The organism is Pantoea sp. EKM21T (assembly GCF_011800405.1).
GTDB lineage: Bacteria > Pseudomonadota > Gammaproteobacteria > Enterobacterales > Enterobacteriaceae > Pantoea > Pantoea agglomerans.
Genome location: NZ_JAALFV010000008.1, coordinates 172,876 through 189,707, shown reverse-complemented (window position 1 = coordinate 189,707; position 16,832 = coordinate 172,876). Strand labels below are relative to the sequence as shown.

Here is a 16,832-nt window from a genome sequence, read left to right as displayed (position 1 = left end):
TACGCGGGTTTATTGCGATAAGCCAAGGCGTTCGCCCTGATAGCGGCCATCCAGAATAGCTTGCCACCAGGTGGGATTGGCCAGATACCATGCCACGGTTTTACGCATGCCGCTTTCAAAGGTTTCCTGCGGTACCCAGCCAAGTTCATGCGCGATTTTACTGGCATCAATGGCATAGCGCTGATCGTGACCGGGGCGGTCAGTGACATAGGTAATCAGGTCGCGGTAATGCGCCAGCCCGGCAGGTTTCTGCTCTGCGGCCAGCTCTTCAAGCAGGCTGCAGATAGTTTCAACCACCTCAATATTGCGTCGCTCGTTATGGCCGCCAATATTATAAGTTTCGCCTGGCTTGCCATGGCTGACCACCTGATAGAGTGCGCGGGCGTGATCTTCGACGTAGAGCCAGTCACGAATCTGCTGTCCGTTGCCGTAAACCGGTAAGGCTTTTCCGGCCAGCGCATTGATGATGGTCAGCGGGATCAGCTTCTCCGGGAAATGGCAGGGGCCGTAGTTATTTGAACAGTTGGTGACCAGCGTGGGCAGACCGTAAGTGCGCAGCCAGGCTCGCACTAAATGGTCGCTGCTGGCCTTGCTGGCGGCGTAAGGACTGCTTGGCGCATAGGGTGTGGTTTCGGTGAAGTAAGCCTGGCTGTCGTGCAGATCGCCAAAGACTTCATCTGTCGAGATATGGTGGAACAGAAAGGCGGTTTTGCGCGCGTTATCCAGGTTTTGCCAGTAAAAACGCGCGGCTTCCAGCAACTGATAAGTCCCGACAATATTGGTCTCGATAAAGGCTACCGGCCCGTCAATCGAACGATCCACATGGCTTTCAGCCGCAAGATGCATCACACAGTCTGGCTGATGACGGGCAAACACCTGATCAAGTGCCGGGCGATCGCAGATATCGACCTGCTCAAAATGAAAGCGGGGCGAGTCGGCAACGCTGGCGAGTGACGCCAGATTTCCGGCGTAGCTGAGTTTATCGACCACCACCACCTGATGTTCGGTTTCTGCGATCAGAAAGCGCACCAGTGCAGAACCGATAAACCCGGCACCGCCCGTGATCAGAAAACGCCTCATCGCCACACACCTTTGGTGTCGACAATCCAGTTCTGCTGAACGCTGGCGCCATCAATGGCGCGGAAGGCGCGGTGATCGACCAGCATCACCAGAATATCGGCCTGTTCCAGCGCCTGCCCGGCAGAGACCAGCACGGCTTTGTCGGCCAGTGCGTCAGCAAGCTGCTCAATATGGGGTTCAACCACCCAGGTAGTGCCGCTGTGCCACTCTGCAATTTTCTGTGCCACGCCCACCGCCGGGCTTTCGCGCAGGTCGTCAATATTGGGTTTAAAGGCCAGGCCAAAGCAGGCGATGGTGATATCGCTGGCGCGCTTGCCGGTCTGTGTCAGGCAGTCCGCCAGCGCGGTTTTCACCTGGTCCAGCACCCACTGAGGCTTGGCGTCATTGACCTCGCGCGCGGTGCGGATCAGGCGGGCTAATTCAGGATTCTGCGCCACGATGAACCAGGGATCGACGGCGATACAGTGACCGCCGACGCCTGGGCCCGGCTGCAGAATGTTGACGCGCGGATGGCGATTCGCCAGCGCAATCAGCTCCCAGACGTTAATCCCCTGATCGGCACAAATCAGCGACAGCTCATTGGCAAAGGCGATATTCACGTCACGGAAGCTGTTTTCTGTCAGCTTACACATCTCGGCGGTTCGGGCGTTGGTTTCAACGCATTCGCCTTTTAAAAACAGCCGATAAAGCTCGCTGGCGCGGGCGGAACAGGCTGGCGTCATGCCGCCAATCACCCGGTCGTTGTTAATCAGCTCAACCATCACCTGACCAGGCAGCACGCGCTCCGGACAGTAGGCAACAAAAATATCGGGCGTATCGCCGTGCTGAGGAAAGCGCAGGTCGGGACGCGCCGCCGCCAGCCAGTCGGCCATCTGTTCGGTGCTGCCCACCGGTGAGGTCGACTCCAGAATCACCAGGTCGCCCTTTTTCAGTACCGGCGCAATCGACTCCGCCGCGGCTTTCACAAAGCGCAGATCGGGCTGATGCTCATCTTTAAAAGGGGTCGGTACGGCGATAAGAAAAGCGTCGGCGGCTTCCGGCTGCGTGGTGGCGCGCAGATCGCCACGCGTAACAGCCGCATGCACCACCTGATCTAAATCGGGTTCCACGATATGGATCGCGCCACGATTGATGGTTTCAACGGCGCGCGCATTGATATCCACGCCCACCACTTTTTTTCCCTTTGAGGCAAAAACGGCTGCCGTCGGCAGCCCAATGTATCCCAGTCCAATCACGGAGATGGTTTCAAAACTCATAATTCGGCTCGGTTATCTTTTAAGGCTTGTAAAATACGACCACAGGCTTTGCCATCGCCATACGGATTATGGGCGTGGCTCATCGCCTGCCAGGCAGCGTCGTCAGTCAGCAAGGTACTGACCTCCGCCACGATTCGGGCGATATCGGTCCCCACCAGTTTGACGGTGCCGGCGTCGACCGCTTCAGGCCGCTCGGTGGTGTCACGCATCACCAGCACCGGTTTACCCAGCGAAGGCGCTTCCTCCTGAATGCCACCGGAGTCAGTGAGGATGAGCCAGGCGCGGTTCATCAGCCAGACAAAAGGCAGATACTCCTGTGGTTCAATCAGAATGATATTCTCAATGCCGCTGAGAATCCGGTTTACCGGCTCGCTGACATTGGGATTAAGGTGCACCGGATAGACAATCTGCGCCTCGGGATGCTGGCGGGCAATCTGCGCCAGCGCGCTGCAGATACGTTCAAAGCCGCCACCAAAGCTTTCGCGACGATGTCCGGTGACCAGCACCAGTTTCTTATCCGGGTCGAGAAACGGATAGCGCGCCGCCAGTTGTGCATTCAGATTGCTGTCATCCAGCACCCTGTCGCGAACCCACAGCAGCGCATCAATGACCGTATTGCCGGTCACGATAATGCGCGCATCGGGCAGATTTTCCTGCAACAGATTCTGACGCGATCGGGAGGTGGGGGTGAAATGCAGATGGGCAAGATGACCGGTAAGTTTACGGTTACCCTCTTCCGGCCATGGCGAGGCGAGATCGCCGGTACGCAGACCGGCCTCCACATGCCCGACCGGAATCTGATGATAAAATGCCGCCAGGCTCGCCGCCAGTGTGGTGGTGGTGTCACCATGCACCAGCACGATGTCCGGTTTGAAGTCGAGCAGGACGGTTTTCATGCCCTCTAAAATGCGGCAGGTGATCTCGGTCAGCCCCTGCTCGGGACGCATAATATTGAGATCATAGTCCGGCTGCAGCTTGAACAGGCGCAGCACCTGATCGAGCATTTCGCGATGCTGTGCGGTGACGCACAGTCGCGATTCGAAAGCGGGATCCTGCGCCAGCGCCTGAACCAGCGGTGCCATTTTTATCGCTTCGGGACGAGTACCAAATACCGTCAGAACTTTCACACTGTTTCTCTCACTCATGCGTGTCTGACATCAGACGCGGACGACGTGCCAGCGCCACTCCCGCGCCTGTTAATGCCCCAATGGCACCCCACATAATCATCATGAACAGACGTCGCGGACTGTCACGTGATACCGGCTCTTCCGGCGTACGCAGATAACGGTAGGTCTGGAACTGGCTGTTCAGTTTTGGCCCGGTCTGCAGCGTGGTCAGCATTGCTCTGTTCTGATCATAGCTGATATCAAACTCCGGACCGGTAGCGCGCAGCGTATCCAGCTGTCCCTGTAAAACGGGCTGGCCCAGCAGGAACAGGTCGCTGTCTGCCAGATTTTCACCCGCTTCACGCGTCTGTTTCTCATTGATGCCCTGCTGGCTGGCGATCTTCAGCGCCTGCTCCAGCCGATGCTGCTGGCGCTGAAACACCGCATTAGCCACATCTTCCTGACGTTTCACCTGCGCCTGCAACTGGTCGGTACGCGCCCGCCAGGCACCTTTTAGCTCATCATTCAGATGACGCGCGGCGCGCTCACTGGCATAGGCGATGTACTGACGCAGCAGATTATTGGCGTCGCCAGCGGTTTCCGCTTTCAGTTTGACGTTATCGGGCAGGTTATGTGCCGCGTCAGCGGGCGTGAACAGGATATTGCCGATCATATCGTCGAGCAGCGCGGCATCATTATGCGCATTGCCGGTTTTACGACTCTTGTAATAATCCGTTTGCTGCCAGAACTCACGACGTGTATCCCAGGAGGCGAGTTGCATGGTGAACTCCTGATAAACCTGATCCATCACCGTAGGTGAAGGTGCGGCCAGGGTTAAGGCGTTGTTGCGCACATCCAGATTGGTCAGGAATTGCTGCTGCGCATAGTAAGAACCCAGCATGTTCACCGTCGGACGATCGGTGATCGCCGTGGTGCTCCAGACCTGTTTCAGCAGCAGCGTGGCCAGCCAGGCGACCAGAGCAAACAGCAGCGCCAGCCCGATAATCCAGCGCTTGCCACGCCATAAACGGCAGCAAAAGCTGCGAATATCCAGTTCGTTGTCCACAACGTCAGAAGGCATGGCAGAGGTATCCTTTATCAGCTCTTTTCAGGGTAATTTGTTTTTTGCTTCGCGATGATGGCTCAGACGGCGCTTAATGCGGCGGACACGTCGCGCCACGCGCCACGCATGTTTGAGGCAGTAGCCGTAAACCATAAACGCGCCCAGGAATAGCAGCAGCATCACCCACTCCGGGATAAATGCCAGATATTCGCCCAGCACACCGATACCGGCGAGAATAGCCGCCGCAACGGTAATCAGTACAAAGGCCTGACGGGAGGTAAAGCCGGCACGCATAATCAGATGGTGGATGTGCTGACGGTCAGCCGAGAACGGACTCATGCCTTTACGCAGGCGACGATACATAATCGCCACCATATCCATCAGAGGAATGGCAATAAGCCACAGTGCAGTAACGGGCGTGATGGGATGGCTCAGACCCTGCGTCGTTTCCAGCAGAATCCAGATAATGGTGAACCCGATCATGGTGCTGCCGGCATCGCCCATAAAGACTTTGAAGCGACGGCCAAGGAAGCCGAGGTTAAGCAGGATATAGGGCAGCGTGGCGGCAATCATCGCAAAACACCACATCGCGAGGCTGGTCTGGCCGTCGAAGTAGAGGATGATCCCCATGGCGGCAAAAGTGACCGAGGAGAGTCCGCCCAGCAGACCATCGATCCCATCCACCATATTAAAGGCGTTGATCGCGGCCCAGACGGCAAACAGCGTCAGCACATAGCCGAACGGCCCCACGATAAGCTCGAACGGGCCGACGATAAAGCCCAGGCTAAGCAGATAGAGTTTTGCGCCAAACATCATCACCAGTGCGACAATCGCCTGCACCACCGCGCGGATCTTGACGCTGATATCGAAACGGTCATCCAGTGCGCCAACCAGCACCAGAACACCGGCGCAGCCCAGATAGAGCAGCGCGTGAGGCAGATAGTAGTTGGTAATGGCAAACGTAAAGCAGATACCTGCGAACACAGAAATGCCGCCCACCAACGGAATCGCGCCATGATGGCGTTTACGTGAGTTAGGCTTATCAACTAAACCAATTTTTTTAGCTGCTTTTCGAGCAAAAAAGAGGAAAGCCAGGGAAAAGAGAAAAATTAAACCAAGCTCAGTACTCATAGTGAGTAAATTCACGTTAAACGCTCTCAGCTAACATCCCGCACAACAATACGCGAAAAAACGCGCCTATCGCTGTGTCGGATTCCGAATTCTGCATAAAGAGACAGACGAACGGTTAAAAGTTCGCCATCGCTACCACAGTCATTATAAATGCTCCTGCCAGTGTTCAATCCTATAGCTCACAAATGAAAAACGCCACGTTGAGACGTGGCGTGAGGTCGATTTTCTGCGCATCTGGACTAAAAAAGCCGAATCTGTGGTTCGGCCAGGCAGTATCGGATTAAGAACGCTTCATCATATCGAAGAATTCATCATTAGTTTTGGTCATCGCCAGCTTGTTGATGAGGAATTCCATTGCGTCGATTTCGCCCATCGGGTGAATAATCTTACGCAGGATCCACATCTTCTGCAGCTCTTCCTGAGAGGTGAGCAGCTCTTCTTTACGCGTACCAGAGCGGTTGTAATCAATCGCCGGGAAGACGCGTTTTTCAGCGATTTTACGGGCGAGATGCAGTTCCATGTTACCGGTACCTTTAAACTCTTCGTAAATCACTTCATCCATCTTCGAACCAGTATCAACCAGCGCGGTCGCGATGATGGTCAGGCTACCGCCCTCTTCCACGTTACGTGCAGCACCAAAGAAACGCTTTGGACGATGCAGGGCGTTGGCATCCACACCACCGGTCAGGACTTTACCTGAAGCAGGAACCACGGTGTTGTAAGCACGTGCCAGACGTGTAATGGAGTCGAGCAGGATGATGACATCTTTTTTGTGCTCAACCAGACGCTTGGCCTTTTCAATCACCATTTCCGCAACCTGAACGTGGCGTGAAGCTGGCTCATCGAAGGTTGAGGCGATAACTTCACCTTTCACCAGACGCTGCATCTCGGTGACTTCTTCCGGGCGCTCATCGATCAGCAGTACCATCAGGGTACAGTCCGGATAGTTGTGCGCCAGGCTCTGCGCGATGTTCTGCAGCAGCATGGTTTTACCGGCTTTCGGTGGTGCAACAATCAGACCACGCTGGCCACGACCAATTGGCGATGCCAGATCCAGTACGCGAGCGGTTAAATCTTCCGTTGAGCCATTACCCCGCTCCATACGCAGACGTTTATTTGCGTGCAGCGGCGTGAGGTTTTCGAACAGAATCTTATTACGCGCATTTTCCGGCTTGTCGTAGTTAACTTCGTTAACTTTCAGCAGCGCAAAATAACGTTCACCCTCTTTCGGTGGACGGATTTTGCCAGAGATGGTGTCACCAGTGCGGAGGTTGAAGCGGCGGATTTGACTAGGGGAAACGTAGATATCATCAGGGCCGGCGAGGTAGGAGCTGTCTCCGGAACGGAGGAATCCAAATCCATCCTGAAGGATCTCCAGCACGCCATCACCGAAGATGTCTTCGCCGCTTTTCGCGTGCTGCTTCAGGATTGAAAAGATAATGTCCTGCTTGCGCATACGAGCCTGGTTTTCCAGTCCCATATTTTCGCCGAGAGTAACCAGCTCAGCAACCGGCGTATTCTTTAATTCGGTAAGATTCATAGTGATGGGTTCTTAAACTCGGGGTAATACTCGGAATGTTTGTCGTGAATGGTATGGCAACTAATCCATGCCGTTAATGGCTCTTTTCGGCTCTTCCTGACGATCATCGTATGGAATGGCGATCGGTATGCAGGGAGATGTCCGAATGTGATGCCAGAGTTGGAGCTAACCGTAAGATTGCTGAACCGTTCTATCTTTATAAGGTACAGGGCGACAGGGTTCAACAAGGGAAAACTTTTAGATGCTAACTACAAGGTAAGTTCGTAATGCAGTGCTGGTAAATTAGCACGCCTGAAAGCGAACGTCCAGCAGCAGGAGATAAATTCACCACTGCCGGACATTCAGCCCTGAATTACGCCAGATTGGCGTTCAGGAACTCTTTCAGCTGGCCTTTAGACAGCGCGCCCACTTTGGTCGCGGCGACTTCGCCATTTTTAAACAGCAGCAGCGTCGGGATACCACGAATGCCATACTTCGGTGCCGTGCCTGGGTTATCATCAATATTCAGCTTAGCGATGGTCAGCTTGCCATCATACTCTTCTGCAACTTCATCAAGGATTGGCGCGATCATTTTGCAAGGACCGCACCATTCAGCCCAGAAATCTACCAGTGTAACGCCGTCGGCTTTCAGCACGTCGGTGTCGAAACTGTCATCAGTCAGATGAACGATTTTATCGCTGCTCATGTTTTACTCCACAAGATTATGCCTGGCGAATTGGCGTAAAATATACCAATGTTGGTTGACTTTATTTCATCGGATACGCTTTCGTAAAGCGATAGTAAGCTGATATTCTACCACACTATGAGCAAAACACACTTAACTGAACAGAAGTTTTCCGACTTCGCCCTGCACCCAAAAGTGGTGGAAGCCCTTGATACTAAAGGCTTTCAATACTGCACGCCGATTCAGGCGTTAGCTCTGCCTTTTACGCTTTCAGGGCGTGATGTTGCAGGCCAGGCGCAAACCGGTACCGGCAAAACGATGGCGTTTCTGACGTCAACGTTTCATCATCTTCTCTCTCATCCTGCGGCGGAAGGTCGTCAGGTTAACCAGCCACGGGCATTAATTCTTGCGCCGACGCGTGAACTTGCTGTGCAGATTCATGCAGATGCAGAACCCCTTACCGCCTCAACCGGCCTGAAACTGGGTCTCGCCTATGGCGGAGACGGTTATGACAAACAGCTTAAAGTGCTGGAGCAGGGCGTTGATATTCTGGTGGCTACCACCGGTCGCCTGATCGACTACGCGAAACAGAATCACGTCAACCTCGGTGCTATTCAGGTCATGGTGCTGGACGAAGCCGATCGTATGTTCGATCTCGGCTTTATTAAAGATATTCGCTGGCTGTTCCGTCGCATGCCGCCGGCGACTCAGCGTCTGAGCATGCTGTTCTCGGCGACCCTCTCCTACCGCGTCCGTGAACTGGCGTTTGAGCACATGAACAGTGCTGAATATGTGGAAGTGGAACCGGAACAGAAAACCGGCCATCGCATTCAGGAAGAGCTTTTCTATCCGTCTAACGAAGAGAAAATGCGCCTGTTGCAGACCCTGCTGGAAGAAGAGTGGCCCGATCGCGCCATTATTTTCGCCAACACCAAGCACCGCTGTGAAGATATCTGGGGCCACCTGGCTGCCGATGGACATCGTGTCGGCCTGCTGACCGGCGACGTTGCTCAGAAGAAGCGCCTGCGCATTCTGGATGACTTCACCAAAGGTGATGTGGATATTCTGGTCGCCACTGACGTGGCTGCTCGCGGTCTGCACATCCCGGCTGTTACCCACGTCTTTAACTACGATCTGCCAGATGACTGTGAAGATTACGTTCACCGTATTGGCCGTACCGGTCGTGCAGGCGCCAGCGGTCATTCAATCAGCCTGGCCTGTGAAGAATACGCGCTGAATCTGCCTTCGATTGAAGAGTACATCGGCCACAGCATCCCGGTCAGCAAGTACAGCAGCGAGGCGTTGTTAACGGATTTACCGCCGCCTAAGCGTCTGCAACGCAGCCGTTCCGGCAATGGCCCACGTCGCGGAGGGAATAACGCCAATCGTCGCGGTGCTCCACGCAACAACAACCGTAAACGTTCAGGTTAAGGCCACCATGCTAAGCGCATCGTCACTTTATGCAGCGATTGATTTAGGGTCTAACAGCTTTCATATGTTGGTGGTGCGCGAGGTCTCTGGCAGTATCCAGACCGTTGCAAAAATTAAGCGCAAGGTTCGCCTTGCTGCCGGTCTGGATAAAAATAACCTGTTGTCAGCCGACGCGATGTCGCGAGGCTGGCAATGCCTCAGACTGTTCTCTGAACAACTGCAGGATATTCCCCCCGATCAGATCCGCGTGGTGGCGACCGCCACGCTGCGTCTGGCTGCCAATGCGCAGACCTTCCTCGACACCGCCCAACAGATCCTTGGCTGTACCATCAACGTCATCAGCGGTGAAGAAGAGGCGCGCCTGATTTATCAGGGCGTGGCCCACACCACCGGCGGTTCCGACCAGCGTTTAGTGGTCGATATCGGCGGCGGCAGCACCGAGCTGGCCACCGGCGACGGATCGCACGCGTCGGTGTTGTTCAGTCTGTCGATGGGCTGTGTGACGTGGCTGGAGCGCTTCTTCAGCGATCGTCATCTGGCAAAAGAGAACTTTGACCAGGCCGAGCTGGCGGCGCGTGAAATGATCCAGCCTATTGCAGCGCAACTGCGTGAGCAGGGATGGCAGGCTTGCGTTGGTGCTTCAGGCACGGTTCAGGCGCTGCAGGAGATCATGGTGGCGCAGGGCATGGATGAGCGCATCACGCTGAATAAGCTGCAGCAGCTGAAGCAGCGCGCCATTCAGTGCGGCAAACTGGAAGAGCTGGAAATCGAAGGGCTGACGCTGGAGCGGGCGCTGGTGTTCCCCAGCGGCCTGTCGATTCTGATCGCCATCTTCCAGGAGCTCAGTATCGATAGCATGACGCTGGCGGGCGGCGCACTGCGTGAAGGACTGGTCTACGGCATGCTGCATCTGCCCATCGATCGGGATATCCGAACCCGTACGCTGCATAACGTCCAGCGCCGTTTCAGCATTGATGTCGAGCAGGCGGATCGCGTGCGTCAGCTGGCGGAGAGCTTTTTCCGTCAGGTTTCCACGTTGTGGAAGCTGGATCAGCGCTGTCGTGAGTTGCTGCTCAGCGCCTGCGCGATCCACGAAATCGGCCTGAGCGTTGACTTCCGTCATGCGCCGCAGCATGCGGCGTATCTGGTGCGTCACCTCGATCTTCCTGGTTTCACACCGGCGCAGAAGAAGCTGCTGGCCTGTTTACTGCAAAACCAGAGCGGCAGCATCGATCTGGCTTTGCTGACTCAGCAGAACGCCCTGCCGCCGCGGCTGGCGGAACGGATGTGCCGTCTGCTGCGGCTGGCGATTATTTTCTCCACCCGCCGTCGCGATGACACCCTGCCTGCGGTGCGGCTACAGGCAGACGATGATGCCCTGCATCTGACCCTGCCCGCGGGCTGGCTGGAGGCCCATCCGTTGCGCAGTGAGCTGCTGGAGCAGGAAAGCCATTATCAGTCTTACGTCCACTGGTTATTAACCCTGTCGTAATTGCCGTCGCGTGAGGCGAATCTCCTTCGCCTCCTGCACTGGTTTAACTCTTTTTCGCCTTATCCAGCATCGCTCTCAGACCGGCCACCCGGCTCTGACCAGTTTTCATCCGCTCCTCCGCACTGACCACTTTGCGCTCGGTCTCCCATTGCAGATCGTCCTGCGGCAGTTCCAGCAGAAAACGGCTCGGCTCCGGCCGGATTAATTCGCCATATTGCCGGCGTTCGCGACACAGGGTAAAGGTCAGCTCTTTCTGCGCCCGTGTGATCCCCACGTAGGCCAGGCGACGCTCCTCTTCGATATTATTCTCATCGATGCTGCTCTGATGCGGTAACAGCCCCTCCTCCATGCCCACCAGGAACACATAGGGGAACTCCAGCCCTTTGGAGGCGTGCAGCGTCATCAGCTGCACCTGATCCAGCTCTTCATCGCTTTCACCGCGCTCCATCATGTCGCGCAGGGTAAAGCGCGTCACCACCTGCGCCAGCGTCATCGGCTCATCAATATCGCTGCCCTCCAGCATTTCTGTCATCCACTGAAACAGCGTGTTGACGTTCTTCATCCGCATCTCTGCGGCTTTCGGGCTGCCGGAGGTTTCGAACAGCCAGCTTTCATAGTCGATGCCGCGAATCAAATCACGCACTGCGTTTACCGGCTCACGTTCGGTCAGCTGGATAATCTCATTCAGCCAGTGGGTGAAGCGCTGCAGATGCTCCAGACCACGGCCACTCAGCGTCTGCCCCAGACCGACATCAAAACTGGCGTTAAACAGGCTCTTGCTGCGCAGGTTGGCCCACTCACCGAGCTTCTGCAGCGTGGCCGGGCCAATCTCACGGCGCGGCGTATTGACGATGCGCAGAAACGCGCTGTCATCCTCAGGATTGGTCAGCACGCGCAGATAGGCGAGCAGATCTTTGATCTCGGGCCGTGAGAAGAACGAAGTACCGCCAGAGATGCGATAAGGGATGCGGTTCTGCATCAGAAACTTTTCAAAGGTCCGGGACTGATGGTTACCACGATAAAGAATCGCGTAATCTTTGTACTGCGTCCGGTTGATAAAGTGATGCGCGATGAGCTCGCCGGTGACCCGCTCCGCTTCATGCTCTTCGCTGTTGGCAGTAAGCACCTTCAGCTCGCTGCCCTGCCCGAGCTCCGAAAAGAGCCGCTTCTCAAAGACGTGCGGGTTATTGGCAATCAGGATATTTGCCGCTTTCAGTATGCGCTGCGAAGAGCGGTAGTTCTGCTCCAGCTTCACTACTTCCAGCGCCGGGAAATCCTGATTCAGCAGCACCAGATTCTGCGGGCGTGCGCCGCGCCAGGAGTAGATAGACTGATCATCATCGCCCACCACCGTGAAGCGCGCCCGAGCGCCCACCAGCAGCTTAACCAGTTCATACTGGCTGGTGTTGGTATCCTGATACTCATCCACCAGCAGATAGCGGATACGCTGCTGCCAGCGTTCACGCACCTCCTGATTACGCTGCAGCAGCAGCGTCGGCAGCAGAATCAAATCGTCGAAATCGAGCACGTTGCACGACTTAAGATGCTGGCTGTAGAGGGCGTAGCAGTGAGCAAAAATATTATCCTGCTGTGATCGCGCCAGCGCGGCGGCGCCCTGCGGATCGATCAGATCATTTTTCCAGTTCGAGATGGTGGAGATGAGCTGCTGTAGCAGCGTCTTATCCTCTTCCAGCCACTCTTTTGTCAGCTCTTTCAGCAGGGCGAGCTGATCCTGATCGTCGAACAGCGAGAAGTTTGACTTCATGCCCAGCGCCGCGGTTTCGCGTTTGATGATCTCCAGCCCCAGCGTATGGAAGGTGGAGATCAGCAGACCGCGCGCCTCTTTGCGGCCCAGCGTCTGCGCCACACGCTCTTTCATTTCGCGCGAAGCTTTATTGGTAAAGGTCACCGCGGCGATGTGGCGCGCCTGATAGCCGCATTCACGGATCAGATGGGCGATTTTATTGGTAATCACGCGGGTTTTGCCCGATCCCGCGCCCGCCAGCACCAGACAGGGACCGGTAACAAATTCGACGGCACGTTGTTGGCTGGGGTTTAAACGCATAGGAGAAATCGCCTGATTGAATCAAAAGAAAGGGGTTTATACTGGGCGGCAATTATACACAACCGAGATACCAACATGGCGAAAACCGCGGCGGCTTTACACATCCTGGTCAAAGAGGAAGCGCAGGCAAAAGAGATTCTGGCGAAACTGGCGAAGGGTGGCAATTTCCAGCAGCTGGCAAAGAAGCACTCAACCTGTCCTTCCGGCCGGAATGGCGGCGATCTGGGCGAGTTCCGGCAGGGACAGATGGTGCCGGCCTTTGATAAAGCGGTCTTTACCTGCCCGCTGCTGACGCCTTACGGGCCGGTAAAGACCGGCTTTGGTTATCACATTATCAAAGTACTCTATCGCAACTAGTTACTTCTTCTGCTTCATCTGCTGCAGGACGGTGCTGCACTGGTTGTCTTCGTTATCACTAGGAGAGATCAGTGCCAGCAGCGCCGCCGCCGGGCCAACTACTGCGCCCAGTGCCACTGCAGCAGCACCACGTGCCAGCAGTGGCCCCGTTTTCACGCCCGCATCAGGATTTTTAAAGGTGCCGCGTACGTAGAGCGGGGAGCGCAGCGTTACGATGCGGACGCCCTTACTCTCCGGATTCACCGACAGATCCAGCCGCTCACTGGCGAAGTTCGCGTTGCCTGACACATTGATAATCGCGTTCTCGGTATCAAACACAAACAGGTTAGGCGTCGCCACACCGTTCTGCAGTTTGAGATCGGTGGCGGCGCAGTTGATACGCACCTGGTCATCGCCAAACAGTTTGCCCACCACGTAGTTACCGACGTTGAGTCCGGCAATTTCCATCAGGCTGCGGCTAATCAGACCATCATTCATCAGCAGCTTAAGTTGCCCGTTGCTGGTCGCCAGCAGATCGGCTACGGAGTTACCGGTGCCGGTAAAGCTGGCATCGCCATTGAGCTGGCCACGGCTGTTCTTCATCGCCTCCACATTCGGGAAGAGCTGACGCAGTTGCAGCTTACGGACATGAAGATCAACCCGGCCACGCATCGGCGAGTGATCGCCCTCCAGCCGGATAGTGCTGTTGAGATTGCCGCCCGCCACACCAAAGCGCAGCGGGTCCAGCAGCAGATCACCGTTTTTCAGCTGTAAATGGGTATAGAGATCGCTTAACGGCAGTGAATTGCTGTGTTCGATCCGTTTGCCGCTGAACTTCACGTCGGCATCCATCACGTCCCAGTTTTTGGTTTCGAATTTATCGTGTGGCAGCACGCGGTCTGCGGGCTGATTCGATTTCTCCCCGCGCCGGGCTTTGGCCTGCGCAGTTTTTTCACTACCTTTGCCAGAGTCGACCCCAATCAGCGGCCCCAGATCGGCCATGCGCAGTTGCTCAGAGGTCAGCTCGCCGCTGAGTGTCGGGCGGGGTTTAACCTGACTGTAGATCAGCGAGCCATGAATATCGCTGTCGCCAATATGTCCGTTGAATTTCTCATAGCGGTAAACCGCGCCCTTTTCGCCGCTGAATTTAGCAATCAGATGGCCGTCAGTTTCATAAGGTGGCGTGTCAGGCAGCAGGACGCCGGTCAGGCCATAGAGATTGGCCAGCGTATCGCCCGAGAAGCGCAGTCGCACATTAAGCCCGCCGAGGTTCATTGGATCCTGCAGACCGCCGGTCACCTGAACGCGGGTGGTGCCGTTGCGCAGATCGGCCTGAATCGGGAACGGGGTGTTCTGACTACGCAGTGACAGCATGCCGCCAATCTTACCGTCGCCGCTAAGTGACTCATTGTTATAAGTGCCCTTCGCCTGCCAGCCAAAGACGAAGTCGCCTGCGCCCTTCTGCTGGTCATTGCCTCCGGCAATCTGCGTATACGGCACCGGTTTACCCAGCGGATTAACCTGCACCGTGACATCTGCGCGGTTAATGGCGTCGCGATAACGAATCTGGCCCTGATCGAACAGAATATTATCCAGACGGAATGACCAGGCCGATGGCGCAGCACTCTTCTCATCCTTGCCGCTCTCGGCAAGGGTAAAGGTCCAGTTGTTCTTTTTATCCGCGGTCTGGATCAGACGCGCATCCGGCCGCTGCAATTTAATCCACGGGATGAACAGTTCTTTGTGCAGCAGCGACAGCGGTGACAATGTGGCATCGACCCGCTGCAGATGTACCATGGTGACGTCGGCAATGTCAGGCGGATTCCCCAGCATGATATCTTCCGCATGGATCTGCGGCCACGGCACCCAGCGCCGCCAGCCTGCTTCATCGTGATTTCGTGCCCAGTCGATACCCAGATCCCCGCGTATCGCAAAGGGACGGTTTAACTCGGTTGAAACTTTTTGATTGATGGTGGGCTTCAGGCGATTCCAGTCAAAGGTCGCGATGACGACGATAATCACCACGATCAACAACACCAGAATTCCTGCTACCCAGCTGACTATTTTCCCGGTACGCGACATTACGCTTTCTCCTTGCACATTCACGGTCTGCGTTAAAGATAGTCGAGACCGCGGGCAACAGCATCAGGGAAGCGGGATAGTAAGATGATTCAATTCAGAAAAAGGGGTTTCTCAGCCATTTCGTTAGCATAAGCGGTAAAAAAAGCCGACATTCCCGGCGTTTATCCCCGAGACCAGGGCTAATGGCCACCTTAAAAGGTAAATTAAAACGCCGTTTTAAAACCATTGACGTCTGCCATACCAGACGCGAGACTAAGGCGATATTTCACTACAGGTCTGAAACCATGACGCAGAAAAAAATCGCCATCATCGGCGAATGCATGATTGAGCTGTCCGAAAAGGGTGAGAACATTAAACGTGGCTTTGGCGGCGATACGCTCAATACGGCCGTTTATCTCGCCCGCCAGGTTGATGAGCAGCAGTTACGGGTCGATTATGTCACTGCGCTGGGTACGGATTCGTTCAGCGATCAAATGATCGCGGCCTGGCAGCAGGAGAAGGTCAATACCGACCTGATTCAGCGGCTCGATAATAAAATGCCGGGCCTGTATTTCATTGAAACCGATGCCGACGGTGAGCGCACCTTCTGGTACTGGCGCAGTGATGCCGCCGCGCGTTACTGGCTCGACAGCCCGCAATCAGCAGAGATAGCTGAACAGCTGTCGCACTACGATTATCTCTACCTCAGCGGCATCAGCCTGGCGATTCTGCCGCCTGCCAGTCGTGAAAAGCTGATGGTGCTGCTGGCGCGCTGCCGGGCTAATGGCGGCAAGGTGATTTTCGATAACAACTACCGCCCGCGTTTATGGGCCGATCGGGCCAGCACGCAGGCCGCTTATCGCGCCATGCTCAACTGCACCGATATCGCCTTCCTGACACTGGATGATGAACATCTGCTCTGGGGCGAAGAGCCGCTGGATGATGTTATCGCGCGTACCCGTCAGGCGGGTGCCAGCGAAATCGTGATTAAGCGCGGTGCAGACTCCTGCCTGGTGGTCACCGGCGACGCACCGCTGATTGATGTGCCTGCGGTACGTCTGGCGAAAGAGAAAGTGATCGATACCACCGCAGCCGGTGATTCGTTCAGTGCCGGTTATCTGGCTCGCCGTCTGACCGGCGCTTCTGCAGAGGTCGCCGCGCAGCGCGGACACCTGACTGCCAGCACCGTGATTCAGCATCGCGGCGCGATTATTCCGGCAGAGGCGATGCCTGACTGACAGAGCGCTAGCCAGCATCGTTGATACAGGCACTGATCGTGCCGATGCCAGAAAATGCGCCCGAGGGCGCATTTTTTTAGGCTGCTGGTAACGTCTGGCTGCGTGACTGTAGCCGATGCTATCCGTTCCCAGATGAGACTGGCACGTTAGCCCCTGCAGCGTGGCGGTGTGATCCTGACGCTAAAATCATTATGTCGCCTTAAGAACGCACAGCGTGATATCCGGTAAATTGCGGCTAATAAAGCGGGCCGTGCCAGCTATTTACCTTAAGCGGAAAAATTGTGGTTAATCACAGGTCCCCTGCGGTCGCCCCCTTCAATCTCTCTTATAATTTATTGATTAAAATTAATAAGTTAAACAAAAAGATCC

13 protein-coding genes are annotated in these 16,832 nt (G+C 55.5%); 4 read left to right on the top strand and 9 right to left on the bottom strand.

Going from position 1 to position 16,832, the window contains the following annotated elements; all coding sequences use genetic code 11:
- Nucleotides 1-9 precede the first annotated feature (9 nt).
- The 7 genes from rffG to trxA form a co-directional block, all read right to left on the bottom strand.
- A complete protein-coding gene (rffG, locus tag HFD87_RS17505) occupies nt 10-1,080 on the bottom strand; it encodes a dTDP-glucose 4,6-dehydratase (RefSeq protein WP_167423727.1) in 1,071 nt (356 codons plus the stop codon).
- Nucleotides 1,077-2,336: a UDP-N-acetyl-D-mannosamine dehydrogenase gene (wecC, locus tag HFD87_RS17500; protein WP_010257361.1), complete on the bottom strand. Its 1,260-nt coding sequence runs from the start codon at nt 2,334-2,336 to the stop codon at nt 1,077-1,079. The genes rffG and wecC overlap by 4 nt, the downstream gene beginning before the upstream one ends.
- Entirely contained in the window at nt 2,333-3,463 is a 1,131-nt protein-coding gene (wecB, locus tag HFD87_RS17495; protein WP_033759719.1) for a non-hydrolyzing UDP-N-acetylglucosamine 2-epimerase, read from the bottom strand. The genes wecC and wecB overlap by 4 nt, the downstream gene beginning before the upstream one ends.
- 10 nt (nt 3,464-3,473) lie before the next feature.
- Nucleotides 3,474-4,523: an ECA polysaccharide chain length modulation protein gene (wzzE, locus tag HFD87_RS17490; RefSeq protein ID WP_010257365.1), complete on the bottom strand. Its 1,050-nt coding sequence runs from the start codon at nt 4,521-4,523 to the stop codon at nt 3,474-3,476.
- 27 nt (nt 4,524-4,550) lie between these two features.
- A complete protein-coding gene (wecA, locus tag HFD87_RS17485; protein ID WP_022624853.1) occupies nt 4,551-5,636 on the bottom strand; it encodes a UDP-N-acetylglucosamine--undecaprenyl-phosphate N-acetylglucosaminephosphotransferase in 1,086 nt (361 codons plus the stop codon).
- A 280-nt stretch (nt 5,637-5,916) separates the two neighbouring features.
- Entirely contained in the window at nt 5,917-7,176 is a 1,260-nt protein-coding gene (rho, locus tag HFD87_RS17480; RefSeq protein ID WP_010257369.1) for a transcription termination factor Rho, read from the bottom strand.
- A gap of 352 nt (nt 7,177-7,528) precedes the next feature.
- Nucleotides 7,529-7,861, bottom strand: coding sequence for a thioredoxin TrxA (gene trxA, locus HFD87_RS17475; protein ID WP_003851963.1), 333 nt, complete (start codon nt 7,859-7,861; stop codon nt 7,529-7,531).
- 117 nt (nt 7,862-7,978) lie between these two features.
- Here trxA and rhlB point away from each other — a divergent pair, with 117 nt between their 5' ends.
- Entirely contained in the window at nt 7,979-9,271 is a 1,293-nt protein-coding gene (rhlB, locus tag HFD87_RS17470) for an ATP-dependent RNA helicase RhlB (protein ID WP_022624852.1), read from the top strand.
- 7 nt (nt 9,272-9,278) lie between these two features.
- On the top strand, nt 9,279-10,763 hold the full coding sequence (gene gppA / locus HFD87_RS17465; protein ID WP_010671664.1) for a guanosine-5'-triphosphate,3'-diphosphate diphosphatase: 1,485 nt from the start codon (nt 9,279-9,281) through the stop codon (nt 10,761-10,763).
- Nucleotides 10,764-10,806: 43 nt separating this feature from the next.
- Here gppA and rep read toward each other — a convergent pair whose 3' ends face one another.
- Complete coding sequence (rep, locus tag HFD87_RS17460) at nt 10,807-12,828, bottom strand: DNA helicase Rep (RefSeq protein WP_010257384.1); 2,022 nt, start codon at nt 12,826-12,828, stop codon at nt 10,807-10,809.
- Nucleotides 12,829-12,903: 75 nt separating this feature from the next.
- On the opposite strand from rep, the gene ppiC reads away from it, so the two are divergent.
- Nucleotides 12,904-13,185, top strand: a complete 282-nt coding sequence (gene ppiC / locus HFD87_RS17455) for a peptidylprolyl isomerase PpiC (RefSeq protein ID WP_010671663.1) — start codon at nt 12,904-12,906, stop codon at nt 13,183-13,185.
- On the opposite strand, the gene HFD87_RS17450 is transcribed toward ppiC, so the two are convergent.
- Entirely contained in the window at nt 13,186-15,246 is a 2,061-nt protein-coding gene (locus HFD87_RS17450; RefSeq protein WP_167423726.1) for an AsmA family protein, read from the bottom strand.
- A gap of 284 nt (nt 15,247-15,530) precedes the next feature.
- Between HFD87_RS17450 and HFD87_RS17445 the strand changes: the two genes are divergently transcribed.
- Nucleotides 15,531-16,463, top strand: a complete 933-nt coding sequence (locus tag HFD87_RS17445) for a sugar kinase (protein WP_010671661.1) — start codon at nt 15,531-15,533, stop codon at nt 16,461-16,463.
- Nucleotides 16,464-16,832 lie beyond the last annotated feature (369 nt).